General features: G+C 30.2%; 18 protein-coding genes and 1 tRNA gene. 6 read left to right on the top strand and 13 right to left on the bottom strand.

Annotation, left to right across the window (positions count from 1 at the left end):
• Positions 1-44: 44 nt before the first annotated feature.
• Positions 45-1271, top strand: coding sequence for a folylpolyglutamate synthase/dihydrofolate synthase family protein (locus tag ASC72_RS07300; protein ID WP_056189067.1), 1227 nt, complete (start codon positions 45-47; stop codon positions 1269-1271).
• 179 nt (positions 1272-1450) lie between these two features.
• A tRNA-Val gene (locus tag ASC72_RS07295) sits at positions 1451-1528 on the top strand.
• Here ASC72_RS07295 and ASC72_RS23590 read toward each other — a convergent pair.
• The 5 genes from ASC72_RS23590 to ASC72_RS07270 all read right to left on the bottom strand — a co-directional run bounded on the left by ASC72_RS23590 (position 1485) and on the right by ASC72_RS07270 (position 5960).
• Complete coding sequence (locus tag ASC72_RS23590; RefSeq protein WP_082564265.1) at positions 1485-3041, bottom strand: recombinase family protein; 1557 nt, start codon at positions 3039-3041, stop codon at positions 1485-1487. The genes ASC72_RS07295 and ASC72_RS23590 overlap by 44 nt on opposite strands.
• On the bottom strand, positions 2929-3207 hold the full coding sequence (locus ASC72_RS07285) for a hypothetical protein (protein WP_056189061.1): 279 nt from the start codon (positions 3205-3207) through the stop codon (positions 2929-2931). The genes ASC72_RS23590 and ASC72_RS07285 overlap by 113 nt, the downstream gene beginning before the upstream one ends.
• A 158-nt stretch (positions 3208-3365) precedes the next feature.
• Complete coding sequence (locus ASC72_RS07280; protein ID WP_056189057.1) at positions 3366-3719, bottom strand: hypothetical protein; 354 nt, start codon at positions 3717-3719, stop codon at positions 3366-3368.
• A gap of 22 nt (positions 3720-3741) precedes the next feature.
• A complete protein-coding gene (locus ASC72_RS07275) occupies positions 3742-5364 on the bottom strand; it encodes a hypothetical protein (protein WP_056189055.1) in 1623 nt (540 codons plus the stop codon).
• 35 nt (positions 5365-5399) lie between these two features.
• A complete protein-coding gene (locus ASC72_RS07270) occupies positions 5400-5960 on the bottom strand; it encodes a hypothetical protein (protein WP_056189052.1) in 561 nt (186 codons plus the stop codon).
• A gap of 180 nt (positions 5961-6140) precedes the next feature.
• Between ASC72_RS07270 and ASC72_RS07265 the strand changes: the two genes are divergently transcribed.
• On the top strand, positions 6141-6545 hold the full coding sequence (locus ASC72_RS07265) for a helix-turn-helix domain-containing protein (RefSeq protein ID WP_056189049.1): 405 nt from the start codon (positions 6141-6143) through the stop codon (positions 6543-6545).
• 1124 nt (positions 6546-7669) lie between these two features.
• On the opposite strand, the gene ASC72_RS07260 is transcribed toward ASC72_RS07265, so the two are convergent.
• On the bottom strand, positions 7670-8437 hold the full coding sequence (locus ASC72_RS07260) for a nucleotidyl transferase AbiEii/AbiGii toxin family protein (protein WP_056189046.1): 768 nt from the start codon (positions 8435-8437) through the stop codon (positions 7670-7672).
• A 6-nt stretch (positions 8438-8443) separates the two neighbouring features.
• The gene (locus ASC72_RS07255) at positions 8444-8761 is read right to left on the bottom strand and encodes a hypothetical protein (protein WP_198528486.1); all 318 of its coding nucleotides are present in this window, start codon (positions 8759-8761) and stop codon (positions 8444-8446) included.
• 462 nt (positions 8762-9223) lie between these two features.
• Here ASC72_RS07255 and mobC point away from each other — a divergent pair, with 462 nt between their 5' ends.
• The 3 genes from mobC (at position 9224) to ASC72_RS07235 (ending at position 13623) form a co-directional block, all read left to right on the top strand.
• The gene (gene mobC, locus ASC72_RS07250; RefSeq protein WP_056189043.1) at positions 9224-9616 is read left to right on the top strand and encodes a plasmid mobilization relaxosome protein MobC; all 393 of its coding nucleotides are present in this window, start codon (positions 9224-9226) and stop codon (positions 9614-9616) included.
• On the top strand, positions 9601-10884 hold the full coding sequence (locus tag ASC72_RS07245) for a relaxase/mobilization nuclease domain-containing protein (protein WP_056189040.1): 1284 nt from the start codon (positions 9601-9603) through the stop codon (positions 10882-10884). The genes mobC and ASC72_RS07245 overlap by 16 nt, the downstream gene beginning before the upstream one ends.
• 750 nt (positions 10885-11634) lie before the next feature.
• The gene (locus ASC72_RS07235; RefSeq protein WP_157849271.1) at positions 11635-13623 is read left to right on the top strand and encodes a DUF2264 domain-containing protein; all 1989 of its coding nucleotides are present in this window, start codon (positions 11635-11637) and stop codon (positions 13621-13623) included.
• 208 nt (positions 13624-13831) lie between these two features.
• On the opposite strand, the gene ASC72_RS07230 is transcribed toward ASC72_RS07235, so the two are convergent.
• From ASC72_RS07230 to gwsS, 6 genes are all read right to left on the bottom strand, one after another.
• Positions 13832-14965, bottom strand: coding sequence for a cysteine peptidase family C39 domain-containing protein (locus tag ASC72_RS07230; protein ID WP_056189029.1), 1134 nt, complete (start codon positions 14963-14965; stop codon positions 13832-13834).
• Positions 14966-15015: 50 nt separating this feature from the next.
• Positions 15016-16044, bottom strand: a complete 1029-nt coding sequence (locus ASC72_RS07225; protein ID WP_056189027.1) for a hypothetical protein — start codon at positions 16042-16044, stop codon at positions 15016-15018.
• Between the two features lie 418 nt (positions 16045-16462).
• Positions 16463-17491, bottom strand: coding sequence for a glycosyltransferase family 2 protein (locus tag ASC72_RS07220; protein ID WP_082564263.1), 1029 nt, complete (start codon positions 17489-17491; stop codon positions 16463-16465).
• Between the two features lie 308 nt (positions 17492-17799).
• Positions 17800-18672: a hypothetical protein gene (locus ASC72_RS07215; protein WP_131725792.1), complete on the bottom strand. Its 873-nt coding sequence runs from the start codon at positions 18670-18672 to the stop codon at positions 17800-17802.
• A 14-nt stretch (positions 18673-18686) separates the two neighbouring features.
• Positions 18687-19769: a glycosyltransferase family 2 protein gene (locus ASC72_RS07210; RefSeq protein ID WP_082564262.1), complete on the bottom strand. Its 1083-nt coding sequence runs from the start codon at positions 19767-19769 to the stop codon at positions 18687-18689.
• A 76-nt stretch (positions 19770-19845) separates the two neighbouring features.
• On the bottom strand, positions 19846-20928 hold the full coding sequence (gwsS, locus tag ASC72_RS07205; RefSeq protein ID WP_056189016.1) for a grasp-with-spasm system SPASM domain peptide maturase: 1083 nt from the start codon (positions 20926-20928) through the stop codon (positions 19846-19848).

The following is a 20928-nucleotide window of genomic DNA, read 5'->3' as shown; positions in this document are numbered from 1 at the left end:
AAAACGGAAATTATTTCAATCTACAACTATTTTATCCAAAATAAATGAACTATCAAGAGACCACAAACTGGATGTTTAACCAACTCCCGATGTATCAGCTTCAGGGCGCTTCGGCGTACAAAGAAGATTTGACTAATATTAAACTACTGGCGGCACATCTTGATAATCCGCAAAATCAGCTAAAATGCATTCACGTTGCCGGCACCAATGGCAAAGGCTCGACTTCGCATATGCTGGCGTCTGTTTTGCAGGAAGCGGGGTATAAAGTTGGCTTGTACACTTCACCTCATCTCAAAGATTTTAGGGAAAGAATCAAAATCAACGGTGCCGATATCTCTGAAGATTTTGTGGTTGAATTTATCGCCAAACATAAAAGCTTTTTTGAAGCCAATGATATGAGTTTTTTCGAAATGTCTGTTGGTTTGGCGTTCGATTATTTTGCATCCCAAAAAACAGATATTGCGATTATTGAGGTTGGTTTGGGCGGAAGACTGGACGCAACAAATATTATCACGCCTTTGATTTCGGTAATTACCAACATCGATTTGGATCACATGCAGTTTTTAGGAAATACACTTACAGCAATTGCAGGCGAAAAAGCCGGAATTATTAAACCAAATGTACCAGTTGTAATTGGGGAATACACAGAGGAAACGGAAGCGGTATTTTTAGCTAAAGCAAAAGAAAACAATGCGCCGATTTATTTTGCTGCCGATTTAATTTCCGGAGTTTTCCCTTCTGATTTGCTTGGCGATTATCAGTTTCAGAATAAAAAAACCGTTCAGCAAGTTGTTGTTGTTTTAAATTCACAAACCGATTTTAAAGTTTCTATCGACAACCTAAAAAGCGGTTTATTACATACAGTAAAAAATACGGGGTTACAAGGACGATGGCAGCAGTTGGGAGAAAATCCTAAAATAATCTGCGACACGGCGCACAACAAACACGGATTAGCGGTTGTAATGAATCAGATTCAGAAAGAAGCTTTTGAAAATTTGCATATTGTTTTGGGCGTTGTTAATGATAAAGACCTGGATTCTATTTTACCGCTCTTCCCTAAAAAAGCACACTATTATTTTTGCAGACCGGATTCGTCTCGCGGTTTATCCACCGAAATTCTAAAAGAAGCTGCAGAAAAACATGGCTTAACCGGAGAAAAATACGATTCTGTTGCAACTGCTTTTGCTGCTGCGAAGGAAAATGCATCGGAAAATGATTTTATTTATGTTGGAGGAAGCACTTTTGTTGTGGCAGAATTGCCTTTAAACTAAGACATGTGGTAAATGTTTAAAAAACTTTTAAAAAAGTACTTTTATAATAAATTCAGCACCAGCAAGATATAAGCCATGAAGAAAAAACTTTAAATATTTAATGGAATTTCTTTGCAGAACTCGAAAACTAGCGTATATTTGCACTCGCAATCACGAAATGATAGCAACCTAGTAAAATAGGGCGATTAGCTCAGCTGGTTCAGAGCACCTCGTTTACACCGAGGGGGTCGGGGGTTCGAACCCCTCATCGCCCACCATAAGAGACAAGTTAGAAATATTCTGATTTGTCTCTTTTTTATTTTGGTCTAATTGCTTGTTAATTAAGTACATTAGCTGCACCGCTTCATTGACTCTTGTGGTTCGAAATCCTATTCCATCAAAGATTAAATTTTCAGGAAATATTGAACCGATCAAGTCCCTGCATTCAACAAACTGCGAATTATCGTATATTGAATGAATTCTAAGTAAATTTTCAATTCCCTTATTCAGCAGTATTTCGATATTTTCATGATCTGTATTTAAACCTGAATACTTTGCCTGAAGCCTGGCTAGTGTATCTCCGTAATCAGATTTTATTTCCCTGTAATCCAAAGCATCAATCTGATTGGTCATAAGCATATCTCTAGCTTTGCTCAATCTGTTCTCATAATCTTTTATCTGATTTAATAATCGCGTTTTCTCATTTTGTCTTTCTTTTGTTTGTTCTTTATAGGCTTCCATGATTAGAATGCTGTAAACTTTTTTAAACTCACGTTTTGGAGCGTATTGCAAAAGTTCTTTTATAAACATATCATTTACTTCTTCCGCACCTATACGATGAGAACAGCCTTTGAAGCAATGGTAATAGGCGTAATATTTATTACGCCCTTTAGATTTACTTCCTGATAATATTTTTCCACAAACTGGACAGATTAAAAAACCTCTTAAAGGCAATTCTAGTATTGTATCAACTTTTGGACGAATAACTTTTTTCCTTCCGTCCACAACATCCTGAACCTTGTAGAACAATTCCTCAGTAATTATTGCTTCATGTTGTCCATCTGCGAGATAACTTGGTTCATCTTTATACTGAGGAACTTTAATTTTCCCACAGTATAAAGGATTTCTAACGGCAAGCCAGAAACTGTGTTTTCCTGTCTTGATACCTTTCTTTCGTGCCATGCGATGAATATCTTCCGTACTGAAGATCCCTTTTGAAATTTCATTAAATGCCCATCGCATAATTGATGCTTCAGGTTCTTTAATAGCAATATATTTACTACCGTCATCCTTGGATTTATTGACATATCCAATTGGTGCCTGGCTAACATATCTGCCTTCTTTTTTTGCTCTTCGCATACCATGAAAAACATTTAAAGCTCTTCTGTCATTCTCAACTTCGGGAACGGCTAAATAAAAAGCTAACATCATTTTGTTTTCCGGCACAGAAAGGTCCAAAGGCTGTTCTATTGCCTGTGGCTCAACCCCTAGTTTCCTCAGCGTATTAATCATCTGATAAGCGTCTCCTGCATTTCTGCTAAATCTGTCCCATTTGGTAAATAAAACTAAATCCGTTTTATTTTTAAATTTTTTCAAATTCACTAATAATAACTTCCATTTTGGACGGAGGAATGTTTTTGCAGAATGATCTTCATAAATAATATCCCGTAGTGCGATGTTATTTATCTGGCAATACTTTTTTAGTACCTCTTCTTGATTTCTTTGTGAGTATCCCTTGTCTGCTTGTTCGTCCGTACTCACTCTCACGTATAGGTCTGCTATTTGTTTCATTTTGTTGTCTTAAAAAATTTGATACGGTTAATGATGCTAGTTTTCGCATAAACTCCAAGATTATCCTTGCTTGGTCAAGTGTCAGGTCTAAATTTTCTTCTTTGAACATTCTTAAAGCTTGTTCAGCTGTTAATCTTCCTCTTTCATTTCTTTCATCTTTCTCCATTTGATATTCCTCTTCATTAAAAAAAGACCATCACTGGTCTTTTTTGTTCCACAATCATTTATCCCTATAAAGATAAATCATCGTTTTTATATTATCATGGACATAATTTGTCCATGATGGATGAAGAGAACGTAATTGAACCTTTAACTATCTTAATTTTAAGCTACCTCACTTTTTTCTTCTGATGTTTTGCCTTTTGGATACAGGTCACTTATTTCGCTCAACAATTCAAATTCATCCACTGGAAACAACTGCAGGGCAATTCCAAGTATCAGCCCAACATCTATTGACGAGCTTTTGATGGTACAGGGTAATTCAACAGCTTCGTGATCCACAGCAACGATACATAATTTCATTAGGTTTTTGATAATTGATGCAAGCTCTAAGTAACCAAAAACCCTTATTTCCGCTGTATATAATCCATCTCTGTCTCCTGTTGGTTTTAAAGTACGAAAGCACATTTCTGCTAATCTTTCAATATTTTCTATGTTTTGAATTTTATCTGTTTCCATGATATTTATTTTTAAATCAGCTTTATTTCATTAATTCCTCATCATAATTTTTAAGAAGTCCGCTTTCAATAACTAGATTATGCAGTTCAATCATCAGTTTCTCAACAATTACATTCATCTGATCAGCTTTATCTTGATCAAGTCTCGACAGCCCATGGAAAACAGTTCTGTTCCTGTCTGCATAAGGAAAGAAATCTGTCCAGAAATTTTCAAGCAGAAAATTATATTTTCTTATATCGCTATCCGCATAAATACAAAGACCCCATAAAGTCTGGCTTGGAAGATAATTAGGCATGTAATAAGTTCTGGCATAAATGTATGTTCTGCTGAAAGAAAGGAAGAATAACGCAAATAGGCTGTCAAGTCCGCAGTAGCTTTCGTTTGCATTTTTGGCTGTAGCAGAAAACTGCACAGCAATTTGCTTAACGGATTTATAAAAAATGTGAAGGTCTCCGTGGTAAGGTTTGTGGGGAGATTCCCAATGAAATACTGGATGATATTCACCTGACGAATAAATCAGGTAATCGTCTTGAATAATTTTCGAAAAGAAACTCTGGTATTCAAAAAGATTATTCTGTATCCAGTAACGGCTGTGGCTTATAAGAACGAAATTGTAATCTTGTCCGACTTTATTTCTTAGGGAGTCTGTAATAAGTTTTAATTTTTCATTCCCTGTCTCAGAAGCAATCAGAAGAAGATAATAGACTGTTTTATTGTAACAGGTAATTTTATGATACATGTAAATTTGTTCAGCCTCGGCAAAATTTAATATGGTCTGCACAGCAGTATCCAAGATTGCTTCTTTAGGCATCTCATTAGTATGGCAGATCATTTCTTTTTTGTCATATCCTTTTTTTATAAGTTTCTTCAATTCATCAAACCTGCTTTCAATCAGATTAAAAAGCCCCTGTTCAGCAGTTCCAACAGCTTGAAACATTTCATCCCTGTAAATTACATCATCTTCACTGCTGGCTTCTTTTGCCTGTAATAAAAGATCAGCCAGATAATATCCGTTTTTTCGGCTCTTCACAAAATATTTTTGAATATCAGGAATGTATTGGATCAATTCAGTAATCCTTTCACTTAAATTCAGGCTGGCAGATTTTTTTCCTGCATATAGTTCCTCTAAATAGGTCAGATCATATTCAATCAGTCTTGCATAAGATGTAAAAACACTGTTTGAAGAACTTTCTGATATAAGATTTTTAATCTGCCATTTTTGTAGTTCGTGGTCATGGAAAAACTCGTTCTGATAAACATTAAAATTCTTTTTATATTTTTTCCATTCCAATGTAGTAAAAGCAGAATCTTTCAATTCTTTATTATGGAAAATTACAGCAGACGGACGGCAATAAAAAGCAGTAAACGGACAGCCTGACGTATATCGATTACGAAGTTTTGAAGTGTAGATAAAATTTACATCGATTTGACAGCTTTTTTTAACTTTTTTTACCCAGTTACTATTTTGCAGTTTGGCTACATCGATACTATTTTCAATATGAATAATAAGATATGAAAATACAGATGATTGCTGGCGGGTAAAAAACATTTCAATAATATTATATTGTTGCACCAGCTGTCTTAATATATTTTGCAAATACTCGTTTTGGAGTTCGGGGAATGTAATTTTTTCTGAAGTTTTCATGATAATGTGTTTTTGAAGATTAGCTAAAGGATATTTTATTGAGTTGAAATTTTGGACTGATCAGTTTTCTCTATTTTCTCAAGACCTCTTTCTCTCATTAGTTCCCCTGCATCGAGCATTTTGATTAAATGAATGTAGGGTGTCATCAGATCTGAGTCAGAATCTGCAGAATATGGAGACAATGAAAGCTCCGTGATTTCAAATAAGAAATAGTCAAAGTCTTTGAGTGTTTTCTCTTCAAATGCATTTTGAAGCACCAAAAATGGATTGTCGTATTCTGCCTTGGTCAGGGAAGAAAGATGAAAGACCGTTTCAATGCGGGACGAATCTTTGACTTTCCATTTTTTACTTTTCCCTTTCAGGCAGTAACAGATTTTGAGATAAGAGCATATAGCAGTATAAAATACAAAAGCGTTGCAGGGTGCATCTTGTTTGAAAACTTTTCTCTTATAGCAGTGAAGTACTGCATCACTTAAATTCTGTTTATAATAATCAAGATGTGCAAAGTCAAAAATGGCATCAAATGCCTCAAACGGATTTCTAGCCACAAAACCTGCCCAATATCTAGTATCAAAGGATATTTTATTCTTTTTCATAGCGTTGGGATTTATTATTCACAAGCGAAGTTCCAATCTTTCAAAAGGATAATCTATTCAAAAAGAGGATATAATATCTGACAAATGGGATATTTTACAGGATATTTTTTTATCTTTGAAATTCGAATTTTTTAATCTCCATGGCTTTATCTTTGAGCCTTCAGAAAATTGATGATCATTATGGAACAGAAAGTACATCAGGGAAGAAACGTTAAGCGTTTCAGAGAAATGCTTAACATAAAGCAGGAAGCATTAGCTTATGATCTGGGAGAAGACTGGAATCAAAAGAAGATATCTTTGCTAGAACAAAAAGATGTAATTGAGGATCATATACTACGCCAAATCTCAAATGCAATGAGAATACCTGTTGAAGCTTTTCAAAATTTTGATGAGGAAAAGGCAGTTAATTTAATTTCTTGTAATTTCTCTGACAATGCAATGTTCAATAACAGAATTGAGATTTTTAACAATAATCCAATTGAGGAAATGAAAAAACTTCATGAAGAAAAAATTGCATTATACGAACGTATGCTGAAAGAGAAAGATGAAATGATGGGAAGGCTTGAAAAACTGATAAACAAATAATCATTTTTAAAAGATATATTAATTCAAAAAAAAGAGAGACATAGTGTCTCTCTTTTTTTGATGTAATTTTAAATAAATATTTCTATGAATGAAAAGAAAATCAAATCAATATTGTATTTAGTATGGTATTACTAATTAAACAAAGATCAATTATAGTACTGAATGTCGTAACTTTATTATTAAAAGAATTTGTTTATTATTATATGTACCGGAGAAATTCCTAGTAACGACACTGGACTTTTCAACAATAGAGGTAAAGATGTCACTTTGCCATTACTTCCTGAAAAATTCATCTAAATCTTCGAAAATATTAGTTTATGTGATTCTAGTGGCTATTTTATTGCTTTTTGGTATTGTACACGCTTACAACTGAAAAAGAAAATACAGTAAATAGATGTTAATAAGAAAATTGAGAATTTCTACGAGAATGAAGTATATTTGTAAAGCTAATGAAACTCATTAGTACGCATAAAAAAACCAAAAGGTCTGAAGCTTTTGGTTTGTTGCGGAATTATTAACATCCCTTTTATTTCTCTGTTATGGAAATACTTTATTTAATTGGGGCTGCATTGATATTATCGAAGCTGACCCCACTTGTCAAGGAATTTAGAAAATTCGTCCTTGCATGTAAGAAAAAGTAAACTTTTAAACCACTAGAACCTATTACTGGAACTGGTGGTTTTTCATTAATACAAATGTATAAAATATACAGATACAAACATACAAAATATTACTATAAGTAATAATAAAACTAAAAGAGATACTAAAGATAATAGAAACAATAGATAAGTAATTGCAAAGAATACTAATAGAGATACTAATCCTAATAGAGATACCAATCCTAGTAGAGAAACTAATAAAAGATACAAAAGATGATATATCCCAAATAAAAAATATAAATAATAATATTTATGACTAAATAAACATTAAAAAGAATAAAAAGAAAACAAATTTATCAGACATAGGCAATAAAGTGCGCATAATGGCAAACCTCGTGCCTCGCCTTGCCACCCATCGGGACTTATAGCACTTATTTTGCCTAACTGTCCAATATTAGAATGCTTTCTTTTTTTCCTTTTTCTTTTGAAAAGTATCTCTTTTGAAGAGAAAAGAGCAAAAATATCTCATCGAATTCTTATGCCTTTTTGTTGAGGAAAGTTCATTCCAAGATGTGAGTAAAGGCTTCTTACTTTAGATCGCCAAGAAATTTTTGAAACATTCCATATTTTGCCACCTTGAACAATATGAATATTATCATGTGTATGAGAAGGAAAATTATTGGAAGTTGGTACTCCATCAAATTTAAGCAAAAGATGCGGATTATCTATTGGTGAAAGGTTCTTATCTAAATCGAAAATTGTTTTGTCTTTTTCATCCGAAAATTTAGAAATCTTCTGCTTTAATTCATTATATAAATCTACAAGCGGAATCTCGTTAGTAATAAAGTCGAGATCATAAATATCCTTTTTGCTCGTGCGGTTGGATGCGCTTATCAGCTTAAATAATCCGATATCTATTTTAGATAATAGCCGGATATTATCCTTTATTTCAATCGGATAAATATTCTTCATATTTTGAAGTAATTCAACCTTTAGAACTGTTCCAGTATCAGTTGTAATGAAGAATCTTAAAAATATAAACTGATCATTAATATCACATGGATTATCAAACCTACCAGCCTTAATGCCGTAGTAATCTGAAACTTCATTTTGTATTTTTCTAAATCCTTCCCTTCCAATTATATCAGGACAAAATAAATCAATATCATCTGATATTCTATGATTAAACTGCAAAGCAAGGTTAGTTCCACCACCCAGTGCAAAGGCTGAAAGTGATGGCAAACTTTGTAGTTCAGAGATAGTTTTTAAAATATCTGGAGATACCGCATTCATTTTTTCTTATACTGATAGCACAAAACGTTGAAAGGGTTCAACATTATAACGTTTAGAGACACTTAAGCATACTTTATTACTGATATTCTCTTTAGTACTTTTTAGGTACTTAACGATATCTTCAGGAGAATATAATTTCTCTAAAATTTCAATATCAGCCTCGAAAGTTTCTGAAGTAGTGGCATACAGCGCTCTTGGAATTATAATAGCCTTATCTCTTTTAAGATCAAGTTTACTATAATCCATATCCCAGAATAAATGCTTGGGAAAAATGTTCGCTATATTACTTTCTTGTTTCACTGCACTTTTATAATAGTTAACCAAGTGCTTAATCTTTAAGCAAAAAATTAACATCTTTTATAATGCAAATATACGAAATCCTTTTAACACAATTCCTTATACAACTGTTTTTAAAATAATTACCCTCTTAAAAGTATTATCAGATCATGGACATAATATAACCATGATAGTAAAATGTTTCAGTATTTAGTAAATTTGTCATTGACTTAAAAAGGTTTAAGAAATTTTCTTAAATAATTTCCTAAACCAAAAAACATTCGAGGAAATCCGAAAGACAAAACCTCAACCTAATCCAAATTATTATTTTAAAAAATGGCTTTCATAAGCCTTTAAGAATTTTATAAAAACTGAAAGATTGCCACGTTCCTGCAATCGGCAAGATGAATCGTTGTTAAACAACGACCTATCTTGCCACCTATTACCTCGGAACTCGGTGGTGGAGACACTAAAAGAAAAAGAGTTTGAAAACAATGAAAATGAAAGATGATGAAAAGAGAAAATTCAAACAGAACACGCATTGTCGGGTTAAGGTTTACACCTGAAGAGTATGCACAAATTGAGCGTAAATTTAAAGCAAGCACATGCAGAAAATTAAGCGATCACATTCGAAAACATTTATTCAATAAACCAATTGTAAGTACTTACAGAAATCAATCTTTAGATGATTTGATGGAGGAAACAATTGTTCTTACTGCTGAACTCAAAGCAATCGGTAACAATATTAACCAAATTGCTAAAAAGTTTAATACACTGAAACTAATTCCGGAATTTAGAGAGCAGGCTTTTTGGTTTGAAATTGACAAAAAAAGACTTCTTGAAAAAATGGATCAAGTTACAAACCATACTCAAAAAATATCAGAGCAATGGTTGCAATTATAAAAACAAGTCATTCCATACATAACATTCTCAATTACAACGAAAACAAAGTTAAGACAGGAGTTGCTGAGTGTATTAGTGCTGAAAACTATCCTTTAGAATTAGAGAACTTAAGTTTTAATTTAAAACTTAATCGTTTTATAAAACTGGCATCATTGAATGAAAATGCCAAACGCAATAGTGTTCATATTTCTTTGAATTTTGATCCGTCGGAAAATCATTCTAAAGAGAAACTAATAGAAATTGCAAATATGTACATGGAAAAAATTGGATTTGGCAGACAACCATATTTAATTTATCAGCATAATGATGCAGGTCATCCACACCTGCATCTAGTAACTAATAATATCCAGAGAGATGGAAAAAGAATTGACCTGCATCTTTTGGGAATACGAAAATCAGAACCTGCACGAAAAGAAATTGAAGAGTTATTTGGACTTGTAAAAGCTGAAGGTAAAAAGAACAAACAAGACATTTCTACAGAACAAGCTTCTGCAAGAATAGTCAATTACGGAAACGTAGAATCCAAAAAAGCGATTAACAGTGTTTTAAACACAGTACTAAACAAGTATAAATATTCAAGTCTTCCAGAACTAAATGCCGTATTAAAACAATGTAATATTATGGCAGATCGAGGAAGAGAAGATTCCAAAATATTTCAAACAAGGGGATTAGTTTATCGAATATTGGATCAAGAAGGGAATCCAATTGGAGTCCCAATAAAAGCAAGTTCTTTCTATAACAAACCTACTTTGAAATTTTTAGAGGAAAAATTTAAAGTTAATACAACTAGAAATGCAACAGATAAGAGTAGAGTGAAAAATGCGATTGATATAGCTCTACTTAAAGAAAAGAATTTTTCATTAAATGATTTAGCAAAGCAATTGGAAAAGGAAGGTATCAATACAGTTTTCAGAAAAAGTGAAAAAGGTTTGTTATATGGAATTACTTATGTCGATCACACAACCAAAAACGTTTTTAACGGAAGTAGTTTAGGGAAACAGTACAGTGCAAAAGCTATTGAAGACCGATGTAGTTCAACGTTTACAAATGAAGCTAAAAGAGAATCGCAGAGAAACCGGCTAGAAATTACTAAACCTTATTTGAATTCAGATCAAAGTAACAATTTTCAAGATGCAAAACAGCAGTTTCAAATACTGACTAAAATGGAAAATATTATTGATGCTTTAATGCAGGCTGAACAGTCTAGTGAATATCTGCCTTATCAATTAAAAAATAAAAGAAAGAAGGGGAGAAGACAAGGTTTATAGTCTAACAATCATTTGTTTAAAATTATAATTTAAAAATTGCATACCCTTTTAAATTTATATTAATTTTATCTAATCTGGTTTATATAGAAATTGAATCTTTTTTACGCTGATGAAATTATTTAAAAAACTCAACGACTCACAACATCTCATATATTCAGCAGTTTTTTGTGTTCTAGGTATTTTAGCTATATTACCATTCTATATCAATAATCATAAGAAAGTTATTGTTTTAGAAAAAAAACTTGACAGCATAAATATAATCATCTATCAACGGGAAATTACTTTTAAAAAAAGGCAAAGGGACTATGATGAAAAAACAAAGAAACAGAAGGCAGAAATTAAAAGAAATACTTAGACAGATTAAATAATTGGCTCTTATTAACGGAACTATGGTGTATCTAAATTTTAAATATATAAAACATTATAAATGAATGTTCAAACTAATAAAATTGTAATATTATTCGAGCTAATAAAAGCTAATTTATCAATCATATCTTCTTGGATAATTTTCTCAATCATTACTCTTCTTTTTCAAAGTAAAATATAATCACTTATATTCAATAATAGTGTTATTAACGATAAAGAAGTAAAAAATGATAATTTTAATTTTACATTACTTATTTTCACAATATTAATGAATAGATCACGTAAGAAATTTCTATTATAATTTTTAACATTTTTATAGTTTCAACTAATATTTTTAATCTAAAAATTGATTAATAGTATATGCCAATGCAAAAAAAAACGAAAATGAAAAATTTAAAAAAAATTAGCAAATTCATGTTTTCAAAACAGAAAGAAAATATTTCTAATATTTTTGAGGTAAAAAAAGCAAATTATGAAATAAGTCCTTATACAGGAATGACAAAGCAACATTGGAAAGATGCAGCACTTTACTTATTGAAGGGGGCTTTTAGTCATATCCAAAGCTTGGATGATACTATGAAATTTCCGAAACAAAAAGGGAAAAGTTACCCGATAAATGAAAGCCAGATCTTAATTGAAAAGCTGGAAGGGCTTTGCAGAACTCTATTTATAGCGTCGCCATTATTAAAAGATAATCCATCATTAGTAATTAATAATATAAAAGTAGCAGATTATTACAAGTACCAAATAGGGAAATTAATTGAGAAGACAAGTGGAACCTATATTGGACCTTGTTCCAAACATGTGGGGCCAAGCCAAGAATTAGTAGAATTTGGTGCTTTAGCGCTTTCAATGCTTACAAATCCTAAAACTTTATGGGATCCATTGTCGCAATTGCAGAAAGATGATTTAGCTAGAATAATGATTAGTTATGGAAGTGGCCCCACTATAGATTCCAACTGGAAATTTTTCAATATTTTTATTCTGAGTTTTTTTAAAGAACAAGGTTATTCCGTTAATGATAAGCTACTTGTTCATTATTTAGAAGAATCCCTTAAAAATTATAAAAGCAATGGATGGTATCATGATCGTCCTGCTTTTGATTATTATAGTATGTGGGCTTTTCAGATGTATGGAATTATTTGGTCGGAGTTTTTTGGAAAGAAACATTATCCTGAGATTGCCTCTAGTTTTAATAGTAACTTTAATGAGCTAAAACATAACTACCCATATTTATTCAGCAAAAATGGCGAAATGATTATGTGGGGAAGAAGCATCAGTTATCGTGCCGCAGCTGCTGTTCCTTTTCCCTTAATGGGATTTCAAAATGATCCAAATATTAATTATGGTTGGATGCGAAGAATCTCATCAGGTGTAATTAAGCAATTTTTAACGCATCCTGATTTTATGAAAGATAATGTGCCTACTCTTGGTTTTTATGGTTCTTTTGAGCCAGCGGTTCAGGTTTACAGTTGTCGTGGAAGCGTGTATTGGATTGGAAAAATATTTTTAGGTTTACTTGTTCCTGAGATTAATCCTTTTTGGAAATCCATAGAAAATAATGGTGATTGGGACTCAACATTTAAAGAAGATGAAGTTTATAATAAATATCAAGAAGATTCACAGATTTTAATCACTGATTACCCTAACATTGGAGCTTCAGAATTAAGAGCATGGTGTTATGAAAAAGTAAGTACAGATTGGCTAAAGTATAGATCAACAGAGAACTACAATAGATTGTCTTATAATAGCGCTTTCCCTTGGCAGTCTGATGGAAAAAAAGGCGAAGTTGCTATGAATTATGTAATTAAAAACAAAAAAAACATCTGGGAGGCCTTTAGGTTGTATACCTTTAAAAAGTTTGCAGATGATATTTATTACAGAGACGTAACTTTAGAAACAGATGAAGATATTCACTTTAATTTAGCCGATATACCATTAACCAATGGAATTTTAAGAGTAGATAAAAATAATAGTAACAAAGCTATTTCGATACGGTTAGGTCATTATGCTTTACCAAGATTAAACAAGGAAATTATTACAACGAAAAGAAAATTAGAAGGATACGATATTACTATTATTGACAATGGAAAATATCAATTAGCTATGATTCCGGTTTTGGGATGGGAAAAATCAGAAATTGTAAGAGCAAAAAAAATGCATCCCGAGAGCAATGAAAGTAGTGTAATTAATATTACAAGCAATTCTACAATAGAAAAATCAAATATTTACATCACTTTTATGCTTTGGAAAAAATCTAATGAAATATGGAAGGAAGATGAGTTGGTTCCGATAAAAGGTTTTAAAGAAACAGATAGCGTTATTACAATTCAATTTAAAGACAGAACAGAGAGAATAATCAATTTTAATTAAAATAATCTATGAATATCAAAAGCCTGTGATTTCTAAAACCAAATTTGTTTACAAATGGAAAACGTTTTATTAATAAAAGACTTCGTATCTAATCTGAAGGGAGATAATTTCTTTATTATATAAAAAAAATGTTTGTTTTTAGAAAAGTTATCAGGAAATAAAGCCTTTGAAAATTATTTAAAGCTTTTATTTATAATTTGATTATAATTTAATTAATTATATCTTCATCTTCAGACAGTTCATAAATAAAATGAATTAACGTTTTCCGATCATATTGTTTTGGAAAAAGATACTGATTAATAATAATTTCTGGAGTAAATATTAGGTTGTTTTCTAAATTTGAATTGAATTGGGCGCTTAAAATTTCATTTATTTTCAGTTCATTTTCTGATGATATTGGGGTTTGACATAATTTGTTTTCATCTTGATCTTCAAACCAGTTGTGCAATGCTTTTATAAATTTTTTTTGTCCCTCTTCAAGATAAAGAGCCACTAATTGCTGGTGTATTTTTTTTGATTTTTTAATACTGTAGTCATTTTTATTAAAACTAAAACGGATTTCAAAAGATACAATCTCAAAATACTTATGCAATATTTCTTCTACAATTGAATACGCTTCTTTGGAAAAAGTACTAAATGGATTAATAATCATTATAATTTTTAAAGATGCATCTTTATTTCCTAATTGTATAGTTGCTGATTCAGTTAAATTATTTTGTATCATATTAGACGCTTGCAGGCTATTTTTAAAAACCTGATAGTTGTGCATAAATTGATTGCTTTTTAATTGAAGTTTTTTTAGCTCTTTTTGTTCTATAAGTAGTTTTTGTAAACCAGAAATAGAAAATATAAAACCAATGGCAGGTAAAAGGAAAAAAAGTATTCTTTTATTCTGTTCAAGGAGAATAGTGATTACTGTAAGCAAGACAGAAATTGATAATGGTAAAACCCAAAACCACTTGTTCTTTTTTGGTTTTATTTCTTGTTTTATTTCTGAATTCTCAATTAAAATTACAATACCACCCCATTTTGATTCTAATTCTTTTTTTGAAACTTTAATTATTTTCTTGCCACTGTAATAAATATAATATTCCCCTTTTTTTTCAATTAAGTAATATTGATCCATTAATTTAGCTACAAAACGATTGGGTAAAAATTCTATTTTTGGTAGATCAATTTGAAAGACACAATTTTCGATATTAAAAAAGTTCAGTGTATCTGTAATTGATATTAAGGAAGGATATGAAGGATGTATTTGAATTTGTAGCTCAAATTCCGTTATGTTAATAAATAATTCTTCTTTTTCAAAATATTGATATAAATAATAAAATTCTTTATTCATGTATAATATTATTAAGTGTTTGTCTTATAAGAAATAGAACAATTTTTGAATTATTCTGTTTTGTTTGCTCGTACGAAGAAGTTCTTAAAAAAGTTTCTTTTTTTGTTTTTTTGTACTTCTTTTTGTTTAAAATAATTTTTTATAAAAGTGTCGTCAGGTTTATTTGTTATATATAGACCATTTTCATCACGTTGTATTATTTCTTTTGTTTTAGAATTATATTCATTTCGTCTTACATATTGCCTTTTTTCAATGTCTCCATGCCAAATATGATAGAGATCACCCTCAATGAATCCTATTTTTCCTTCAGTCACTTTATAAAAATCGGATCCCCATAAGCTTATTTGAGAAATGACTATATTGTCAATAAACATATTAGCTATACCAGGATGTGATATTTGTCCCGCTGCAGCGTGTGCAATTATTAAGTCACCTCCACCAATTAAAGCCTTATCAAATAATGGTACTGCGTCTAGAATTTCCCTTTTTGCTCCCCAAGCAAATCCTACATGCCCATGCTTATTAAAATTTGCATTTTTCCAAAGTTCTGTGTCTACATAATTTGCACCAAAACTACGCCAGACTTTTTTATTTGTAGCGTTTGGCAAGTAAGACTCTCTAACTTTATCCATTGCAAAAGAAGGCTTTATTTCGTCTTTTTCAAGAAACACACAATATTCAAATGGCTGTATTATTGTTTTACTTTCTAATTGTTTTACTCCATCAATAATCCAGTTTAAATTCGTAAAAATAACATCAGCATCAAGCCAAAAAACATATTTGTATTTAGCTGGTAAATCAGAAATAATTTTATTTAGTAAGGATTCTTTATGCCAAAGTAAATTTTCTGTATATACTCTTTTTATGTTATCATTTTCTTCCAGTTGTGGTTGGGTATCACCAATTACGCATTCAATAATAGAGTGGTTTAAATGTTTTATACTTTCATAGAATAATTTGAAAGCTTTAAGTCTGTAAGGGGAATTTTGAGGATTGAAAAAACAAGAGATTATAATTGCCTCAGGATGCATCTTGTACTTGCTTTTAAGAATTGATTTTTTTGTTAGTAAATTGAGCATACTTTTAATTTTAAATTTCTTAAATTATTAACTTTAATATTTTATCCTTATAAAACAGTATTACAGTGCACAAATTGGTTTAATTTTATTTTTTCCAAATTTCATCGTCACTGCTAACACTGCTAATGTTTTCAGCTAGGCAGTGTAATGACGATTTAGAGTATCTAAATATTTCGATATTAACTATTGATCATTATAATTAGGTACAATAAATTAAACGTTTCTATAATCTTCAATATTTTTCGGTAAAGTTTCTTTCAAAAAACTTAAAGAACTAATAGACATAGTACAAAAGGCATTTTCTGTTTGATTTTTGTAACCGTGAATTTATATTTTTAAGTACCAATTTATCATAAATATGGTAGCGCTCAGATCTCATAGGACATTTGGATTATTATTGGATTTAAATGCTATTTTTTTATTCCAAGCGGGTGTCTCCATATGATTCATCATTAACAGTTATCCTATTTTCAGCTAAATTTTTATTCATTTTGACACGGTTACTTATTTGAGAGAAAAGCATGATTAATAATGAACAAAATTTATCATCTAGTACCTCAAAATACTCTGATTTATTAACAATTGAAAGATCCTCATCTTTGAAAACAATTTTGTCATAAGAAATAAATTGCCCAAATTTCCAGCTATCTTCAAGTAAAGTAATATTGTATACATAACTTTCTTTTGTAATAAATAAATTTTGGATTGATTCCGAATTTAAAGTTGAATTTCTAACGATACAGCCAGTATACACCTCATTATTTTTAAAGCAGTAAACTAGTTCAGACATTGAAGCTGTTTTATGTTTAATGTATATATGCTTGATTCCAATATTATTATATTCATTTTCAAGACGTTCAACATCACTATGAGTTATAGCATTTAAGAAATTTTCTTTTGGAATTCGAACAAATGTTCTTCCTAACAATTTAAGGCGATTTCTTAAGTCAAAATCTTCAAAACCATAACCTTTCAAATCTTCATCATATCCTCTTAATGTTGTAAAGTCATCTTTTGTTAAGCATATTCTTCCACAGCAGTCTCTCTCTGTATTTTCATCTACAAATAAATATATATTCTTATCGTTATAAAAAGATTCATTAATAAATTCAGCAAATCCTTTTCCTATAAAATTATCCGCATCTACATTGCATATAATATCACCACTGGCTTCCTTAGAGACAACATTCTTTGAATGACTCCTTAAAAAATATTTTGGTTCAGTCGTCTTTATATATTTTAAAATACCTTTCTCAATGTATTGTAACATTTCTGTATTTATCCATTCATCTAACTCATCTGCTGAATTATAGTTAAGTACTATAAATTCCAAATTTCCATACTCTAAATTATCTTCAATATTTTTCGGTAAAGTTTCTTTTAAAAAACTCAAACGATTCATACATACCGTGCAAAAAGATATTTTCTGTTTAATTTTTGTGACCATAATTTATTATTAGAATTTTCAACTAGTTATAGGTAAATGCATTTATGAATTTGCAAAATAATCATTCTCTAGTACTTAGGTTTTTAGTAACAATTTCGGTATTTCCTAATAATTCCTCAAATCTTAAATCGATAGATAGCTTAAAGTTAGATTAACAAGAAATGGTTCTAATATCCTTTGTGCAATTAATAATTCAAAAAAGCCAATCTAATGATGTTTAAAGAATCAATTATTGTTAGCACAATAGTGTTCAATGATTGCCTCTTAATTTTTTTTAAAACATTTTGCTAATAATTATGCGGCAAAATCTATTTAGCACTTGTATATATATCTTTTAAAGTATTATATGCAAAATGACAAACAGTTGATCTGCATTGCAAATTCAAAGAATTGAACAACATATTTATCATAATGGTCAATTCCTGTAAGGAAATATTTTTATTCTCAAACTCCGTTAAAGATTTTTGACAGTCGGTTACTGTTAAATACCATAAAATTTGCCATTCTTCTTCGTAGTCTTTTAAATTATTATTTCTGTTTTCTATGAAAGACTGTATAATAAAATCTTTATTATCATTAAACATGCTAGAATTTTCCATCTTTAAACTTTCTGCAGCTTCAGTTTCATATTTTATGTATTCATTACTTAATAGGGTCTCAAATAATGTTAATGAATCTATAATGGTGATTTTTAAAGCGCTTACGAATATGAATAATAACTGAATGCTAATCTCTATTATGTTCTCTAATGTTTCTTCTTTAAAGCATACAAATAATTCAAAAATTACTTTTGAAACGTTATTATCGTATTTTAAAAATACACTATTGTGATAATCATCGGAAATGGAGAAGGGAATATACTCAAACGTACCGTAATGAATAGTATTATTTTGAAAATTTAAAAAAAGTCTATTTTCTTCTAAGCGGTTTTTAGTTGAAATGGATGGTGCTTTTAATAGAAAATTTTTAAACCAGGAATCGATATGATTTGCTAGTACGAAGGCATCCGAATCTTTACAGGGTGTAATTATCATTCTGATGTTGCAACCACCTTGATGGCTCAACCTGATAATATAAGTCTCTATATCTATTGTGTTATCAATAAAAGGCTTTATTCCTTTACAAATGGCTTTATGCCACATTGTATCATCATAATATAAAGAAATACAAAATGGTTTCATATGTTTTTGTTAATTTAAATTAGCTCTATCTTTCCAAACGAGTCATCATTTACTGATACTCTTTTTTCTTTTAAATTTTTTTCCATAATTAATCTATTGCTGCTTTGAGAAAAAAACAAGACCTTATCCTTAAACATTTTTTTTTCTACTATAGGATAAAATTTTTTTAAATCTGGAGAATAATTAGTTAATTGATCAATTTGGTTACTATCTTTTATTACTACTTTTGAATTTCTTGTCGTAAACTCGATACCATTTTTTATATTTTTCCAACTGCCTATATTCCATTTGTCTCCATAAAGGCTGGTGGGAAACTCAAATGAACTGTTGTCAGTAAATAAGTTGTTGATTGATCCTGAATTATATGTACTATTGAGTACTATTTTGCCCAAATAGCATTTTTTGTTTTTAAATAAATATAATAATTCAGATATCGAATGATTTATAAATTTGATATAGATAAATTCTATTTCCTTGGAATTATATTCGTTTTCTATTCGTTCTTCATCAGTATGAGGCAACGCTTGCAAAAACTTTTTATCTTTTACGAAATAAGTTTTCCTTCCTAATAATTGTAATCTATTGCATAAATCGTAATCATCAAAGCCATATCCGTTCATTTTTTCATCATAACCTCTTACTGAAAAAAAATCTTTTCTTTCTACTGAAATTCTTCCATAGCAATCTCGTCGAGTATCTTTGTCAACACCTAAATAGATATTTTTGTTGTTCATAAATGAGATATTAACGTATTCTGCAAAACCAATTCCAGTGAAATTATCAGCATCAATATTACATATTATGTCACCAGTACTCAGCTTAGCCACCACATTCTTTGAATGGCTCATACGAAAATTTTCAGGTTCTTTGCTGTAATAATATTTTAGAATACCATTATCTAGAAAATCTTTCATTTCTGATTTTATCCATTCGTCCAATCCATCAATTGAGTTATAATTAAGAACAACGAATTCAATATTTTCGTAATCAATATTATCTTTAATGTTTTGTGGAAGTGTTATTTTTAAATGATGAAGACGATTCATGCAAACAGTACAAAATGAAATTTTAAAACGTTTATTTCTGATTCTGTTCATATTATTTTTTTAGCAATTCGAAAGTTAAGGTTTCTATTTTGTCTTTAAAATTTAAATCTTTGCAGTTTTGTAAATTTTAAAATACGAACTCCTGCATGTCATAATGCTTTATAGCCTTTTGTTTTAATGGACTATCGCTCCAATTTTCCCAAACATTAGTGTAAGGGTTGTATCCGCATTTTAATGGTTTAGAATATTGGTTTTCACTATTTTCAACATAGGCTCGGCAATCTGTGCAGATGTGTCGAAATTCACAATCTTTACAAACCTCTACTTTATCTTTGCTAATATTCCAATATTTTTTAAAATCAGGATGATTTAGGGCTGTATTTAGATTAGAAGATTTAATGTTGCCAAAATTTTCACTCATTGATGGGCAGTTTTTAATATTGCCTTCTTTGTCTATAGAAATTTTTCTATTTAAGCAGGTATTGTGGGTTAGTGATTCGCTAAAGAGTTTAATATTCGAATAGAAATATTCGTTATTTATTATGCCACAATGTTTTTCATTAATAATATTTCTTTTGACCATCATTAAATATCCCATCTTTTGTCTTAGAGGCTGGTAGTTTCTATCTACAGGGGAATTAAAAAAAACTAGTGAATGTATTCTTCTGTTTTCTAATAATAGCATATTTACCGCTTCTAAATCGAAACCATCATAGTATGGCAATATAAAATCAATAGAAATAACTCGAGATTTTTTATTGTTCAGTTGTGAAACGATATTTTTTATATAATCAACATCAACATGTTTGTAGAATCGTAATTGAATGTACGAACATTTTAGTTTCTCGAACTGAGGTATCAAATTATTAAAATCATGTAAAATTTCGTCATAATCTATAATAATATTTGTTATAAGCGAAGGTGAATCCCAAGAAGTATTTATTTTGGGAAATAAATTTGGATTTGAGTTAAAAAAGATAAGTTTATTTTCAATCAAAAAATCAAAATATTCATCAATAATTTCATCGTATTTATGTTCAAAATGATTTTTTACATCCGCAACAGTTTTACCTTCATACATTTCCAAAAGATCGAATAATGCATTAGGAATGAAGTGATAATTATTGTTTCTAGTATCACAGATTATACTTCTATTAAATCCTTTAACAGGTATACAGTCCGCAAAAAGATTAAAATTTGAGTGCTTCAA

Source organism: Flavobacterium sp. Root420 (genome assembly GCF_001427905.1).
Lineage (GTDB): Bacteria > Bacteroidota > Bacteroidia > Flavobacteriales > Flavobacteriaceae > Flavobacterium.
This window is presented reverse-complemented; position numbering and strand designations above follow the sequence as displayed.